Below are 15,364 nucleotides of genomic sequence, written 5' to 3' on the forward strand. Positions count from 1 at the left end.
CCAACTCTCTACAATCCAATGGGAAGAGAGCCGAGCATGAGCGAAAACCCGCCTAACCCGAGACAATACCCAAACGCCTCAACTCTGCGATCCCACCTACCCAGTCTTCGCGTCGCTTCCTTGGTGCGGCCAAAGGCACCACAAGCAACGCCTCCTCAGCAATCGACTCACCGAAGATGCCTAGTCTTGTGTGCGTCTCAGGGAACGCACTCGCGAACTGAGTTCCCAGCATATCGACCCCGGAGAAGTCCTGCTTCCGGACTATCACCTGAGTCTCCGGATCTCTCCGGATCAAAGCGAGAGGAACACCTTTGCAGGCAAAGTCGACAAACCTCGCCCGACTGATGTCCAGAGCCCAGTCTACGCTTGAATAGAACGCCGCGCGCCGTTCCGCAAATTCCGCGAGAACTCCGGCATCTGTGCAGAACGCGGAGGGCTCGATATTGACTCTGATCTTCCCAATCTTCCCGACGAGACACACCCTCTTATAGAAGCAGGACCAGAGCAGGAGAATTGGATTCACATCCAACCCTTCGACCTGGACATCCTCGAACACTGTCGGCCCGATCTCAGAGTTGATCACCTTACAGTTCGACACTACTACATCGCGAACGGAACTCATCCTTGAAGGGCGCTTGGACAACGACATTCCGCAGTTGTCAAAACTACTGTTTGCTATCCGTACCGCCTCGAAGACGCTACCACCTTGATCGAACACCATCTTGAATTCTTGATCATCAATGTTTCGCATATTCCAGTCCACCACAGAGACCAATGAAGACACCACACATGATGTGAATGAATACACGCTCATAGCGGCGCTTCAACATCAGCACCGAATTGCGCAACGCGAGAGGTAGTCGACGGGGCCGCCACTTCACCCATGGCGTAAGACCACAGCGCTACAGCGACACCGCTGTGAACGGGGCAAGGCGAGGAACTGGAGAGCAAGAACTTCTTTACCCTGAGTGACGAACGAGGTCCATCAGGAAATCAAAGAATGATGGAGAAGAGAACTCGAACTCCCCGGTATTGTAGTCGTACCGAAGAATTGGATACTCCCCATCCTTCAATCCTTCACATGTATCGAAGTAGAAGGCTTCATCCGAGTCCGGAACGAAAATCGGAATCAGGCCTACGGGAGGAAACCCGTTCTCCTCGACCAAGCGAGCGTTGTAGACCAGATCGTCATCAGCCACGTCACGGTTCTCCGCATCGGCGAGACCGAACACGGGATCTGGACCTACAAACAGGTTGCCAAACTCACCAAGCCAAGCCTTGTAGGAAACGGGCAGAGCCAACCCAAGCTCCCTCTCTGCATCCTCCGTAAGCTCCGGAGAGACAGCGCGACCGGGAAACACCCTTGCCCGCGCTGATCCAGCGATCATTTCATCAAGTCGCTCAAAACAGGAACTCCAATCAGGACACACCAGGCCTCCCGGATCAATCAAGCGAAACAGAGATTCACGGCGCCAGCAACGCCCGAGAAATCAATCCTACCGGCACTGCGCGGCAGCTTTGCACTTTCGAAACCGCGCGTCAGCCAACCTCCAATTGCCGATGCAGCACAATCATCATCGACGGACGTTGCCTCGTCCTTTCCAACGCAGACAGCAAGCAGAACACTCTTTTTCTTGGCATAGAATCTAACCGACGATGAAATCCCTTCCGGGCAATACTCTGTCAAACTGCCACTGATCCACAGTTCAACATCGATCGTCTCCAGACCATCAATAGACAGCTCTGCGAAAGCAGACTTCAATCTAGCGCGTGCCTGGACGATCCCAGGTTGATACTTCATCCCCACCTCTGGCCCGCCCAACCTTCCGCTCAACGTCACTTCCATCTGCACTCCACAGCCCCAATCGCGACAGGGTGCGATCAACAATCCCCTTAAATTTAGTCACAACCTGAAGTTTCTCTCAATTCGTCAACCACACCTGTGAAGAACATTAGAATGGACTGGTGAAGAGTGAGCTTACGCTTCATGGTTGCTCCGTCATCGGTCCCAATGAACAGCTCAGCACCACTCATCATCAAGGAAGTGACGCGAGCTTGATATCGCGGACTAGGAATGACGACATGAATACCCTCATCTTTACGGACAATACGCAGCGATCTAGGCGCATCCCCCTCAAACACGCGAGTGATGTAACACGTCTTTATCAGACCGCCCTCACAGGCCACATCAATTTTGTCATCGGTCTCGCCTGGTGCTAGACCCGAATCCTTCAGCGCATGCACAAGCTCAAAGATGAGACGGTCGAAGTCACACCCCGCGGACACCACGTACTCGACGGGCTCGCCCTTATCGGTCGACGTCAATCTCAGAGCGCCGACCGACTGATCAACCTCAATGTCTGCAGCAGGAGCCAGAATGCGGTCTCCCATTGGATTCTGATCGACAAAGAAGCTTGAACTGGCGCCCATGTAGTAGAGCGCGGGCTCAGCCCCAAGGCGCACCTCTGCCCATCGGGGATCGTATGAGAAGACAGACGAACAGGGAGAAATCAGCTTCTGCATGCGCCCTCCAACAAGGCCCATGCTCGATCTGATTTCTGCTTGTTTGTCCCTGCCCCTCGATAGATCGATCCGATCTCCCTGCTCATTCTCCCAAACTCCGTAGACGCCAGGTGCCGTCTTCCATGCGAAGCGTTGCGATGTTGTGAAAAGGTATCGCGCCACCCTACCCAGCAACTGAGTCCTTCGGCTCGGAACGTCCAGCTCCAGGTCAATGAACTGCGCCGGCCGTCTTCGATCCGATTCACTAGATCAGCCGACCGACTCCATATCCGCTTCCGGGCGGCGCAGCTGCGAATGCATCACCGCCCTCAATCTTGATCTTCTTTGGCATTCAACTGCCCCAAACGCCGGCAAGCTCGCGCTCCACTCGGGTGAGCCGAAGCTGCGGGCGAGCCTATGAAAGAGCTTCCACACTCAGCTAGCCACGCCTTATGGGACAGCGACCGAGACAGGCCAAGCACTCCCCTGCATCCTCCATCCGCCGGGAAGGAACAGCGCGACCAGGAATGACCCTGAGGCACGATATTCCAGCAATCCTTTCATCAACACGTTCAAATTCTGGAACCAAATCGAACCGCATCAAATTCCATCATTCATTTGTGACACACGAAATCAAAAATCACATCAAGACTGCCGAACAATCTCCTCTAGAAAGCCCATAAAACTATCGGCAAACGGCTCATAAGATCCGTCAGACCAATCCCGCCTGACAACTGGATACTCTCCACCAACCAGCCCATTATTGGTATCGAAATAGAATGATTCATCCGCATCCGGCAAATGAATTGAGATATACCCGCCCGGCAGGTCGCCATCACGTGAATCCAGTCTAAAATTGTAGATCAGATCACTATCCGAAATTTCACGCACATCGCGAGGTGCAAGGGTCAGAACAGGATAAGCGCCGACCCTCAGATTCCCATACTTGAGCAACCACTCCTTGTACGAATCAGGCAATGGAATCCCCAGCTCAGCTTCTGCCTCCCGGATAAGGCCAGGTTCAACCTGCCGCCCAGGAAACACCTTGACTCGCGGGTGCTGCGCCACCAGCGCCTCCAGATTATCAAACATGAACACACCTCATTGTCGGCAGCCAGCAATTATTGATTGCGCTCTCGCCTTCCAATATGACTCCCTGAAGCTATCGAATTGACTTGCCAGCAGGGACGCGCTTCCATCGTTATTTCTTCTAAAACTCGGATATCGAGGCAAGGTCTGCCTCTTGTTGTTTGGATTCCTCGGGAAAGGAATATGGAGAATTGATGTATACTTCGAATGGATGGATGCCTTCACCTCAGCCAAGGAACCTCTCCGCCCATTCATCCCGGGCGCCTCGGTCATGGTCAGATGGTGCAACTGAACTGGCCGCCCATCCTTGCCAATGGGCGCCAAGCCCTCGGACATTCGATCAAGATTCGTACCACGCCTGAACTCACCCGTCTCTGCATCTTCCCACGACACCTTTCTATGAGGATTGAATGCATCATCATTCTGATAAACGGTTCTACCATCACTCGCCGTAGTCTTCCGGTACTTCAGACCCAGCGGATCGCAGTACGTAATCGCGTTTAGAGAGTATTCGTATATGCACTCTCCCGCATCGAGGCCGAGCGGATCCGGAGATATGAAGCTACCGACCAGCGGATCAAAGTATCGGTTTCTATTGTAGTAGAGACCTGTCTCAATGTCCCGATACTGCCCTTGCAGGCGAACAAAGAACTCCATCCCCCCCTGGGTGCTGTTCTCATCGGCGCCCCATGACCCGTATCTTATTGCCCACTCCTCTACTCCTGACACATCCAGCGCTCGAACTGCCGCTCCATTCGGATCCACCACAAATAGGCCCGCCCGAGCAGTACTGCATGCGGACTGATCCGCCAGCGACGCGGAGTTAGCCGGCGCCTTTCCGGTCGGGAAGGTCAAACTGGAGCCCTTCCTGCTCTCTGCCGAACGATTGAGCTGCCCGGATGTCGGAGAAGCAGTCGATTCAAGCTTGTCGGTACACGCAGACCCCCTGAATCCCAAGGAAGATGCACCCAACTGCCCAAGTCCACCACCAAACGAGCGAGACGTTGTCCTTTGCTCTACCTCACGCCCTACTGCACTTGGCGGATCAAGAGGGGCGACAAACGATGCAGCCTCGTGCAGAGGATCGAGGGCTTCTGATACCTCCGAAATTGGACCAGATATCTTCTCTAGATCGAGAGGTCTGACCCACACCAACGGCACAAACGTCCCCGGGTAGTACACATACTCCCGCACCCGGTCATGCACCCGTTCAAGCCTCCGCTGCCGCCGCCTCATCTCTACCAGGCTGGCTACATTCCCCACCCACACCGGCGCCGCCTCTTCGGCGTCATTCGCCTGCTGCACCTCACCCAGCAACGCGTCTCCATCCCAGAAGAACCACGTCGTCTGCGCCGGGTTGCGCTTGAACACCCGCCGCCCCAGCGGGTCATAGCCGTAGTACGTTGATTGCCCATTGCGGCGGCTCTCCGCCAACCGATGGTTGGCATCCCAGATAAGCGTCAGGTCATCCGGCGCATCCCCTTGCGGTGCGCCCTTGCGCACCAGATCGCCTGCCCGGTCGAAGACGTAGTGCACGCCCTGATAGGTGCCTTCACGCGTCCAGGTGGTCAGGTCGTCATCGTCGCCGCCTACCAACTTCCGCGCCTGCACCTGCTTCACTTCAGTGCGCAGCCGGTCGCCGGCCGGGTCGTTGAAGTAGCGCTCGACCCTTCCCATCGGGTCGATGTGCTGCAGCAGGCGCCCGATCGCGTCGTAGCGGTACTCGTCCACGCCCTGTGCGCTGTCGCTGCGCTTGGTGAGGTTGCCACTGCGGTCGTAGTCGTAACGCGTCTCGAACAGCGGTGCAGCATCCTTCAGTATCGACTGCGAGGTCAGCAGGTTGCGGCTGTCGTAGGTGAACTCGCGCTGCAAGTGCGGGCTTAACTGCTCGCGCGTGGTGCGGCCCAGCGCGTCGCGCTCCATCGATATCGGCGATTCGTCATTGATGGCTACCGATACGGTCTGGTCGCGCAGGTCGTAGCCAAACGCTACGCGGTTACCGGCTGAAGTCTCGCGCAGTACGCGGTTGCCCACTTCGTCATAGGCATAGCCGACACGGAAGCCATCCTGCAGCTCTTCCAGCAGCTGGCCCAGCGGGTCATACACGCGCTTCACCGTGCGTGCCGGATTGCGCAGCTCGACAATCTGCCCCTGCACGTCGTAGACAAAGTGCTCCTGTACCTGCTGGCCAGGATGGCGCACATCCGGCAGCGTCTTGCGGGTGATGCGCCCAAGCTTGTCGGTGGTGAAGGCGATGCGCTGACCCAATGGATCCAGGGTCGCCGTCAGTCGCCCGGCAGCATCGTAGCTGTAGCGCCGCGACTGGCCCCAGTAGTCGACCTCCTCGACGATGCGTCCCAGCGCATCGCGCACCAGCTGGTAGGTTTCGCCGCGCTGGTTGATGACCGCGACCAGCTGCTCCTCGGTGTCGTAGCGGTACTCCACACTGTGGCCATCGGCCTGAAGGCGCTTGCCGATCTGTCCGATGCCCACGTACTGCAGCCGCGTCTGCGCGCCCGCTTCATCGGTGTAGCGCACCAGCTGATCTTCGGCATCGTACTCGCAGCGCACACCGTTCCCATCGGGGCCAGCAGTGGCCAGCAGGCGCCCCTTGGCGTCGTACTCGTAGCGACTGACCTGCCCCAACGGATCCACCTGGCGCAGCAGGTTGCCGAGCGGATCGTGCTCGAAGCGGTTCTCATGGCCGAGCGCATCAATGACGGCAGCCACCAGCCCATGACGGTCATAGCGCAGGCGTGTGACCGCCTGGCGCGCGTTGGTCTGCGACTCCAACTGGCCTTGAGGGTCGTACTCGAAGCGTGTGGTTGCACCCAATGGATCGGTCTGGCTGACCAGCAAGCCCTGGCCGTCATACGCCTGTTGCCAATCGAAACCATCCGGCGTCCGCAGCGACACCATATGGTCGTCCAGGTCGTACTCCATCTGGATCGACGTGCCATCGGCGCGGGTCAGGCAGATCAGGTTGCCATGCGCATCATAGGCAAACGCCGTTCGCAGTCCTTCCGGATCGGTCACCGCCACGGTCCGCCCGAAATCGTCGTACTCGAACAGCGTCACGCCATCGAGCGGATCGATCTCGCACAGCGGCATCTGGTTCTCGTCAAACTTGACCACGCTCAGGTGGCCCAGCGAGTCGGTTACCCGGGTCTCGCGCAGCAGCGCGTCGTACTCGAAGTGATAATCGTACAGGCCACCGTCGCCCCACGAATGCACCACCCTGCCCTGCGCGTCGAACGCGTAATGGAAGGACAGCCCAACGCGGTCGGTGTGCCGCACCATGCGGTGCTGCTCGTAGGCGAAGGTGCGCGGCGCGCCCAGCGCATCGACGGCCGCCAACAGATCACCCTCGCCACTGTAGCGGTAGCTCACCAGCGGATGCACCAGGCCGGTGGCCGGGTCATGCAGCGCCATGCGGTCGATGCGGCCGTGGCGCGCCTCCACCTCGATGAAACGGCCCTGCAGGTCACCGATGCCACTCTCGACGATGCGCACCAGATGGCCGTCGCGACGCTCGAACCGCCAGTGGTTGCCGTGCGCGTCCTCGATGCGCTCGATCGGCCAGGACTGTGGATTCGGCAGCGCGCTCACGCCTGCCGGCAGTTCGCCGCCGAACACATACTTCAGGCCACTCTTGAAGCGCACCTGCCACTGCCCGCGCCGACGCAGCAGGCGCGCGCCATCGACGAAATCGAGGATCGCTCCGGCGTCGCCATCGGCCGGCGGCAGCTCAGGAAAGAAGGCGACCTGGTCCGGCCCGGACAGCCACACGCTGCCGTCGTCCAGCAGCTCCAGGCGGATGTCGGCCGGCGTCTGCCAGCCAGCACCGCACAGTCCCGGCTCACCCGCCCGGCGCGAGCCATAACTGCGCTGCCAGGCGAAGGCAAGCCGCCCGGGAATGTCGAAGTCCTGGTGGCTGACTACCACGCTGCCATCGCGGATATCCACCGGCTCGGCACGCAGCACCTTGCACTTCAGGAAGCCGGAGGGCAGATGGCCCCACTTGCCGCGCCGCCAGTTGGCAAACGCATCCATCTTCTTGCGGAAGAACGCACTCTTGCGCAGCTTGCCCAGTCCGGCGAACGCGGCGCGGAACGCCAGCGCGGTCCATGACACCGTCGGCGGTCCTCCCACCTTGACGCTGGTGGGAATGGCCACGTTCAGGCCGGTCGGCAGTGACATCGCACGCAGCGGCTTCTTCGGCTTCTTCACCCGGAACGGGTTGATCATCCCGGCCAGGTTGCAGTCCAGCACCGGCATCGCCAGCCGCGAGAACGGCTCGCCATCGGCCGACACCGTGCGGCTGCCCATGAAGATTTCTTCGCCGTCGAACTGCGGCCCCATCGGCGCGGCCAGCGGCGGGCCCCACACGCCCAGTGGAATGTGGATGTCCAGGCCGCCGGTACCGGCAGTACCGCGATGCACACCGTTGACCTTGATGGTCGAGCCGATGAACGGAATGTAGTCGAACGGATCCAGCACCAGGCCGATATGCGGCGTCGGCAGCGGGCACGGCGGCACCGCGTACATGTGGATGTCGATGCCCAGCTGCGGATCGAAATGCTTGGCGGCGATGCTCACGGCAACACTCCCTGTTGCTTTACAAGGCGCGGAACAACGCGCGCAGGAACGCCTTTACTTCGTCACGGTACTCGGCGCTGATCCAGGTCACGACGATGATGCCCAGCACGATGGCCACCAGCATCACCACGGTCTTGTTCGACTTCATGCAACAGCCACTCCTGTAACGGCAGGCCCGGTCGGCGCCGCCGCGGACGCCTGCAGCAGGCCACTGGGATCGGGCAACGGCTGCATCGCCGGCGGCTCGCTCCACACCGGTATCTCGTGATCGAGCGGGTGTTCGATGGCCGGCAGGCCGTTCCAGCCCGGGTCGAGGAAATCGCGGCCGACGGCCACGATCTTGCGGAAGAACTCATCGCCGCCCTGGATCAACCGCTCGCGCTCCTGCTGGGCGCGGTGGAAACCACGCTCCAGCGCGGCATCCAGCGCTGCGTCGATGGCGTCCAATGCCGGCCGTGCGGGGCGCGGGCCGAGCGCGCGGCCCTGTGCATCGGCCTTTTCCAGCAGGCCGGTACTGGCCTGCAGGTACTCCGCGGCCACCTGCTGCAGCGATTCGCAGCGGCGCGCGTCCTGCAATTGCAGCAGGTCCCACAGCGCCTGCGGCAGCGTGGTGGCCTTGCGGTCGGCCGGTGCCAGCGGCTTGGCGATGCGGATCGCCTCCAGCAACTGGGTGCGCGCCGCTTCGCGCTGGCCCGACTGCAACTGGCACCAGCCAGCCATGCGCTGGCCCTCCAACGCGAACATCGGATGCGGAATGCTGGCCGCCGACGTCGAGGCCTGCAGGTAGGTCTGCGCAGCACGCTCGGGCTGTTTGGCGGCCAACCAGCAACCGGCCTCGCCGAACCAGCTCTGCATCACCAGTTCCGGCGCGGCTGGATTGCCGCTCGCGCGCGCGCCCTCGGCCGCGCTGCGCGCCTGGCGGTAGCTGTTGATCGCCTGGCCGTGATCGCCGTGCTTCAACCATGCACCGGCCACCATCATCTGCACCACCGATTGCTGGTCCTGCCACCCCTGCCGCTGCGCCAGCCCTTGTGCGCGCTCTGCGCGGGCAACCACCTGGGAAGGGCTGCCGCGTTCGAGCAGCAGCATCAGGTCGGCCAGCAGCTGCCGGTACAGCACTTCCGGGCCGCGGCCGCCAGACTGTGCGGCGGTATCGCGGGCGATGCCGAACATATCGATCGGCGCACTGACCACGCGCGCGATCCTGCCGTGCCGTTCCAGCAACGACTGCCAGCGCGGATCCTCCTCGGTATCCACCAGTACCAGACGCAGGCGCTGGCCAGGGCTGGCGGCCAGCGCGGCGTCCACCCAGCGTTCGAATCCCTCGCCGGGCACACAGCGCTCCGGTTCCAGCACCGCCGCCAGCAGGCGCAGGTGTTCGCCATGATGCTCGATGAAGCTCTCCAGCACCTCGACGACACCCTGTGCGCTGTCCGGATGCCCTTCGTGCGGGCCACGCCAGCCGAGCGTCACCTGCTGCGCACGCAGATCCTCCTGGCTGGCCAGGTAGCGGTCCAGCAGGTCCTGCTTGAGCTGCCGGCTGTAGCGGAAGCCAAGCTCATAGGCGGTATCGATGCGCAGGAAGTAGTCCGGCGTATCGCGGCCGGCGTCGTGGCGCTGCATCTCGAAAAACGCGGCCAGCAGCCGGCTGGCGGCGGCAGGCAGGCGCCAGACCAGCAAGCGCCGGCTGCTGTCGGCACTTGCCTCCAACCAAGCATCGCGCAATGCGTTCAGGCCGCGCAGCATGGGGGTATCCTGCATCGTGTTTCTCCCGTGCGGCTCAGCAGTTGAGCTTGATCTCGCTGCCATTGACCGAGACACCGCCCGCGTCGATCACCACTTCCGAACCACCGGCGGTGATCTTGATCGCGCTGTCGGTGATCTCGATGACCGAGCCGCCGACCTTGCTGGTGAGCTTGACTGCCGACTCCAGGCTCATCACGCCGTCTGAGCCCTGGCTATGGGTTCCGCTGGCATCCTGGCTGAAGTTGCCGGTGACATCGATGACGCGCTCACCGACGTTGCTGTCGTCCACCTTGCCCTGCACCTTGCGCTTGTCCTGGCCGGTGATGGTCACTTCACGTGCTGCCTTCAGCGTCTCCGTGACCAGCCCGCCGACGGTGCGGCTGGAGGTGGAGGTCACCGTCTCGGTCCAGGTGCCGGTGCGCTGGCTGGTGTAGTTGCCGGTCAGCGTGGTCTTGAAATCGCCGGTGATGGTTTCGGTGTAGCCAGACGCCACGATCGTCTTGGTTTCGCCGCTCTCGTACTTCTCGGTGACTGCACCGGTCACGTTGGTGGTGCGGGTGCCGGTGACGCCCAGGGTGTCGGTACCGGTGACGGTGATGCCGCGATTGCCACCAACGCTGATGTCCTGGTTGGAGCCCACGTCCATGCGGTGATTGACCGAGACGGAGGTGGATTTGTTGTTCTTGACGCTGGCGTTCTGATCGTTGAGCACGGTGGTGACCATGTCGCGCTGCGCGCGCATGTTCAGCAGCTCGCCACCGGCACCATCGTGCATGGTGATCTCGTTCCAGCCGGCGCCCTTGACCGTCTTCGACTTCAGGCCACTGACCTCCATGCCGAACGGTGGCATGTTGTCTTCGTTGTAGACGCGGCCGGTGATGATCGGCCGGTCCGGGTCACCATCGAGGAAATCGACGATGACCTCCTGGCCGACGCGCGGTGGCGAGACACCGCCCATGTCGGCACCGGCCCAGGGGCTGGCGCTGCGGATCCAGCATGAGGCGTTCTCGCGGCGATCCAGTTGCCGGTCCCAGTGGAACTGCACCTTCACCCGACCATAGCGATCGGCATGCAGTTCTTCTCCCGGCGGGCCGACCACGGTCGCGGTCTGCGGGCCCGGCATGCGCGGCCAGGGCGTGCGCCGCAGCGGGCGGTACGGGATGCGCCGGCGCAGGACTTCCGCCTGCACTTCAACGCTGGGCGCTTCGGCGCTGCCGAAGTCGGCGGCGAAATTGTTGTGGCCTTCGCGCTGCACGCTGACCACGAAGAAGCTGCGATCAGTGTCGTCACGGCCGATGAAATCCGGATGCCGCTGCAGTTCGAAGCAGGACCCAGCGTCGAGCTCACCGGCATTGCCGGCGCATTCGAACAGCTTGGTCGGCCACGCCACCTCTTCATTGCGCACGGCCGCCAATGCCTGGCCGATGCGGCTGTTGGTGAAGCGTGCCGCGCCATCGTAGCGGTACTGCTCCAGCGGCGGCAGCAGGCCCAGCGGCACCTGGTTGCCCTGGTTGCCGTCCAGCGACTGGCTGGGCTGCTTGAAATCGAAACTGCGCAGGGTCTGCACGCTGGGCCCGACCCGTCGACGCGCGCCCCAGCGGTGCAGCCCGGTGCTGGCCAGCGTGCCCTGGTCGGACACGAAGGCGATCGGGCGTGGTTCACCGTGCACGGTGCTCAGCGTCGAATCATCACTGATCACCAGGGTGTGGCCTTCGTCATCGTGCACGAAGCTGTAGTACAGCCCGGCGTCCTCCAGCAGGCGGCTGACAAAGGCGAAATCCGATTCGTTGTACTGCACGCAGTACGGCAACGGCGGCAGCTTGCCGGCGTTGAGGTCGTAGCGGAACTTCGCCAGCTGCGCGTAGCTGGCGAACACCTCTTCGATGATCTGCAGCACGTTCCGGTCCTGGAAGATGCGGCAGTTGCAGGTGTAGTCGAGGAAGGCGAACCAGGGCGCCAGCTCGGCGCGGTAGGCACTGAACTGTGCCTGCTGCCCGGTGCTGGCGAACTCGCGCACGTAGCCGTGCACGCTGCGATTGCCGAACTCATCGCCCAGCTGCAGGCGCAGCGGCTGCCCGACCAGCTGCTTCAGTTCCAGCCGCGGCTGGATCGAGAGCAGGTCGATACGGTAGGTGAACGGGTTCGACACCGCCTCGCTTCCCTCGAAGCGTTTGACCAGGAACGTGTCCGGGTCCAAGGCGGTTTCGACGCGGATCAGGCGTCGGTCCTGGTGCAGGCGCTGCAGCACAGCGCCGGGGAGCAGTGATTCGGCGTACATCGGGCGTTCCGTCGTCCCATGTTGGTCGTGGCCTGACTTTGCCATTGCCGTGTGACATGCGCCAGCTTTTTGACACATCCGCGGCTGGATAAGGAGATGAATTCATTAAGTATTTTCAAGACAGCGCGAATTCCATCACAGATCGGCACCCTCAGACCCTCTCATTCAGGCTGGTCGCGACGCGCATCGGTAGGCACCATATGGCCCCGCCCATGTGTATGGACACCCATGCGTTCCTTCCTGTTTCCTGCCCTGCTGTTCCTGGTCTGCCCTCTTGCAACCGGCGCTGCAGCTCCGGCAAAGAGCCTGTACTTCCAGCACCACGACTGGGTCGTGGCCTGTGACAACACCCTGACCTGCCGCGCCGCCGGTTACGCCACCGACGAAGACAGCCCCCTGAGCGTGCTGCTCACCCGCAGGGGCGGCCCCAACCAGGCGATACAGGGACGCCTGTCGCTGCAGCCGGAAGAGGGCCAGCCCCAGCCCAAGGGCCCGCTGCACCTGCGCATCCAGCAGCAGGATCTGGGTGTGCTGGCCCCCACCAGGGGCGAAGGCACGCATGGCTTGAATGCCGCGCAGACCAGCGCGCTGTTGTCCGCGCTGGTGCGCGATGGCGGGATCAGCGTGACCGATGGCGCCGGCCATCGCTGGTCACTGTCGGACAAGGGTGCGGCAGCCGTGCTGCTGAAGATCGATGAGTATCAGGGTCGCCTCGGTACAGCCGGCGCAGTGATGCGCAAGGGCAGTACGCCTGAATCCAGCGTCCCCGCCGCCCTGCCGGTGCCGGTGGTGCGCAAGGCCGCTACCCTGGACTCGCCCCCGGACGATCCTGCGTTTGCACGACTGGCTGCTTCACCCGCCCTGCGCGCGGCACTGCGTGCCACGCTGGAGGGCGACAACTGCGAAGGCCTGCAGGAAACCGATGCCGATATTCCGCTGAGCAACTCGCCGCTGGAGGTCCGCCGCCTGGACGCACAGCACGTGCTGGTCAACGTGCCCTGCTGGCGAGCGGCCTACAACAGCGGCGATGGCTACTGGGTGGCCCGCCCACAGCCGCCGTTCCAGGCACAGTGGGTGACCAGCGATGCAATCGACTACGACGATGGCCAGATCGTTGCCGCGCAGAAGGGCCGCGGCCTCGCTGACTGCATTTCGCACGCAGCCTGGACGTGGAATGGCACGGCCTTCGTCGCCACCTCGGAAATTGCGGCAGGTCTGTGCCGCGGCGTACCCGGTGGTACGTGGGAACTGCCGATGCTGGTCAGCGAGGTCCGCTGACGCCACATAAAAAGGGGACGGAGGGGATTAAGTCGCTTGTGCCTTGTTTGCCACTTGCGACTTAATCCCCTCCGTCCCCTTTTTCTCATGCAGGCAGGCAGTGCTCGACGATCAGTTGGATGGCGCTGCCGCCGCGATAGTCGTCGCAGGCCAGTCGATAGGCCAGATGCACATGACGGCCGGGTGCGTTGCCGTGCCAGCCGCCGAAATGGATCGCATTGATCGTGCCAGGCACGCCCGGCAGGCGCAGTTCCAGCTTCAGGTGGCGCTCCTTCAGTACGCGCCAGTTGGCCACTTCGAAGTGGCCATCGAACAGCGGTTCGGGGAAGCCCTGACCCCACGGCCCAGCCAGGCGCAGCGCGTCGGCATGGCGGTGGTCGAGCTCGTCGGCGGCCAGTTCGCCATCGCTCAGCACCTGCTGCTGCAGTGCCGCCGGGTCGAGCATTTCCAGCACGACAGCCACGAAGGCCGCCTTGAAGTCATCGACGTGATCCAGCCGCAGGCTGAGGCCGGCCGCCATGGCGTGACCACCGAAACGTTCGATCAGACCCGGATGCCGCGCATCGACCAGCGCCAGTGCGTCACGGATGTGCAGGCCGGGAATCGAGCGCGCCGAGCCACGCAGCGTGTCGGCACCGGGTTCTGCAGGCGCGAAGGCGATCACCGGGCGATGCAGGCGATCCTTCATCTTCGACGCGACCAGGCCGACCACGCCCGGGTGCCAATCGGCGTCGAACAGGCAGGCCGCCACCGGTCGCTGGCCGGCCATGTCCAGCACCACGCGGGTCAACGCCTGCTCGGCGTCGTCAGTCATCGACTGCTGCACGGCGCGCCGTTCCGAATTGATCTGCTCCAGCGTCTGCGCGATGTCGCGCGCCTGGCGCGGGTCTTCGGTCAGCAGCAGCGCGATGCCCAGCGCCATGTCCTCAAGCCGGCCTGCAGCGTTCAGGCGTGGGCCGAGTGCGAAGCCGATGTCGGTCGCGGTCAGCCGCGCAGCGTCGCGGCCGCTGGCTTCGATCAGCGCACGCAGGCCGACACAGCCCTGCCCTGCGCGTAGACGGCGTAGGCCCGCACTGACCAGCGCACGGTTGTTCGGATCCAGTGCCACCAGGTCGGCAACGGTGCCCACCGCCACCAGGTCCAGCAGCGTGGTCAGGTCCGGCCCCTTGCCATCGGCAAAGACGCCGGCCTCGCGCATCTGCCGGCGCAGCGCCATCAGCACGTAGAAGATCACGCCGACGCCAGCAAGCGACTTACTGGGGAAGGCATCGCCATCCAGATTCGGATCAACGATGACATCGGCCGGCGGCAGCTGCGGGCCCGGCAGATGGTGATCGGTGACCAGCACCTGCCAGCCACGTGCCTTGGCCGCGGTCACGCCCGCGTGGCAGGCAATACCGTGGTCGACCGTCACCAGCAGATCCGGTTTCAGCTCGGCCAGTTCCTCCACCAGTGAAGGTGACAGGCCATAGCCGTGCACCATGCGGTTCGGCACCGCGTGGAAGACATGCTGCGCGCCGAGCATGCGCAGGCCACGCACACCGACCGCGCAGGCGGTAGCACCATCGCAGTCGAAATCGCCGACCACCAGGATGCGCTTATCGTTGGCGATGGCCTCGACCAGCAGTCCCACCGCATCATCGATGCCGGTCAGCAGCTCGGGCGCATGCAGGCTGCCCAGCTTCGGCAGCGCCAGTTCCGGTGTGCCTGCGCCACGACTGGCGTAAAGCCGCGCCAGCAGCGGCAGCGTGCCCTCCGGCCAGCTGCCGGGCGCGACCGCATCGCGGCGGCGGATCATCGGCGTATCAGAGGTGGGCTGCACGGCATCGGCGGCAAGGGACATCGGCATCGCCGGTTACGAAAGACAGAGGG

The 15,364-nt window shown here is 62.6% G+C and carries 11 protein-coding genes; 1 reads left to right on the forward strand and 10 read right to left on the reverse strand.

The genetic code is table 11. The features are described from left to right. Window positions 1–52: 52 nt before the first annotated feature. From N5D91_RS23530 to tssI, 9 genes are all read right to left on the reverse strand, one after another. Window positions 53–814 (reverse strand): hypothetical protein, encoded by a 762-nt coding sequence (locus tag N5D91_RS23530; protein WP_219629565.1) that lies wholly within the window; start codon window positions 812–814, stop codon window positions 53–55. 145 nt (window positions 815–959) lie between these two features. After that, entirely contained in the window at window positions 960–1,388 is a 429-nt protein-coding gene (locus N5D91_RS23535; protein WP_180847796.1) for an SMI1/KNR4 family protein, read from the reverse strand. Between the two features lie 59 nt (window positions 1,389–1,447). Next, window positions 1,448–1,846 (reverse strand): Imm12 family immunity protein, encoded by a 399-nt coding sequence (locus tag N5D91_RS23540; RefSeq protein WP_153854890.1) that lies wholly within the window; start codon window positions 1,844–1,846, stop codon window positions 1,448–1,450. Window positions 1,847–1,899: 53 nt separating this feature from the next. Then, entirely contained in the window at window positions 1,900–2,523 is a 624-nt protein-coding gene (locus N5D91_RS23545; RefSeq protein ID WP_164162520.1) for a hypothetical protein, read from the reverse strand. Between the two features lie 624 nt (window positions 2,524–3,147). Then, complete coding sequence (locus N5D91_RS23550; protein ID WP_180855150.1) at window positions 3,148–3,594, reverse strand: SMI1/KNR4 family protein; 447 nt, start codon at window positions 3,592–3,594, stop codon at window positions 3,148–3,150. A gap of 9 nt (window positions 3,595–3,603) precedes the next feature. Further along, window positions 3,604–8,190: an HNH/ENDO VII family nuclease gene (locus tag N5D91_RS23555; protein ID WP_180855148.1), complete on the reverse strand. Its 4,587-nt coding sequence runs from the start codon at window positions 8,188–8,190 to the stop codon at window positions 3,604–3,606. Window positions 8,191–8,209: 19 nt separating this feature from the next. Beyond that, window positions 8,210–8,338, reverse strand: coding sequence for a hypothetical protein (locus N5D91_RS23560; protein WP_006441023.1), 129 nt, complete (start codon window positions 8,336–8,338; stop codon window positions 8,210–8,212). Next, window positions 8,335–9,951: a hypothetical protein gene (locus N5D91_RS23565; protein WP_180855146.1), complete on the reverse strand. Its 1,617-nt coding sequence runs from the start codon at window positions 9,949–9,951 to the stop codon at window positions 8,335–8,337. The genes N5D91_RS23560 and N5D91_RS23565 overlap by 4 nt, the downstream gene beginning before the upstream one ends. Window positions 9,952–9,970: 19 nt before the next feature. After that, window positions 9,971–12,214, reverse strand: a complete 2,244-nt coding sequence (gene tssI, locus N5D91_RS23570; protein WP_180855144.1) for a type VI secretion system tip protein TssI/VgrG — start codon at window positions 12,212–12,214, stop codon at window positions 9,971–9,973. 228 nt (window positions 12,215–12,442) lie between these two features. On the opposite strand from tssI, the gene N5D91_RS23575 reads away from it, so the two are divergent. Beyond that, a complete protein-coding gene (locus N5D91_RS23575) occupies window positions 12,443–13,492 on the forward strand; it encodes a DUF1176 domain-containing protein (protein WP_180855142.1) in 1,050 nt (349 codons plus the stop codon). 85 nt (window positions 13,493–13,577) lie between these two features. Here N5D91_RS23575 and recJ read toward each other — a convergent pair whose 3' ends face one another. Beyond that, complete coding sequence (recJ, locus tag N5D91_RS23580; RefSeq protein WP_180855140.1) at window positions 13,578–15,335, reverse strand: single-stranded-DNA-specific exonuclease RecJ; 1,758 nt, start codon at window positions 15,333–15,335, stop codon at window positions 13,578–13,580. Window positions 15,336–15,364 lie beyond the last annotated feature (29 nt).

This window comes from Stenotrophomonas sp. GD03794 (genome assembly GCF_029842145.1).
GTDB classification, from domain to species: Bacteria; Pseudomonadota; Gammaproteobacteria; order Xanthomonadales; family Xanthomonadaceae; genus Stenotrophomonas; species Stenotrophomonas riyadhensis.

Coding starts and splice junctions, on each gene's coding strand:
- N5D91_RS23530 (WP_219629565.1), bottom strand. CDS start 814: ATGAGCGTGTATTCATTCACATCATGTGTGGTGTCTTCATTGGTCTCT.
- N5D91_RS23535 (WP_180847796.1), bottom strand. CDS start 1,388: ATGATCGCTGGATCAGCGCGGGCAAGGGTGTTTCCCGGTCGCGCTGTC.
- N5D91_RS23540 (WP_153854890.1), bottom strand. CDS start 1,846: ATGGAAGTGACGTTGAGCGGAAGGTTGGGCGGGCCAGAGGTGGGGATG.
- N5D91_RS23545 (WP_164162520.1), bottom strand. CDS start 2,523: ATGCAGAAGCTGATTTCTCCCTGTTCGTCTGTCTTCTCATACGATCCC.
- N5D91_RS23550 (WP_180855150.1), bottom strand. CDS start 3,594: ATGTTTGATAATCTGGAGGCGCTGGTGGCGCAGCACCCGCGAGTCAAG.
- N5D91_RS23560 (WP_006441023.1), bottom strand. CDS start 8,338: ATGAAGTCGAACAAGACCGTGGTGATGCTGGTGGCCATCGTGCTGGGC.
- N5D91_RS23565 (WP_180855146.1), bottom strand. CDS start 9,951: ATGCAGGATACCCCCATGCTGCGCGGCCTGAACGCATTGCGCGATGCT.
- tssI (WP_180855144.1), bottom strand. CDS start 12,214: ATGTACGCCGAATCACTGCTCCCCGGCGCTGTGCTGCAGCGCCTGCAC.
- N5D91_RS23575 (WP_180855142.1), top strand. CDS start 12,443: ATGCGTTCCTTCCTGTTTCCTGCCCTGCTGTTCCTGGTCTGCCCTCTT.
- recJ (WP_180855140.1), bottom strand. CDS start 15,335: ATGTCCCTTGCCGCCGATGCCGTGCAGCCCACCTCTGATACGCCGATG.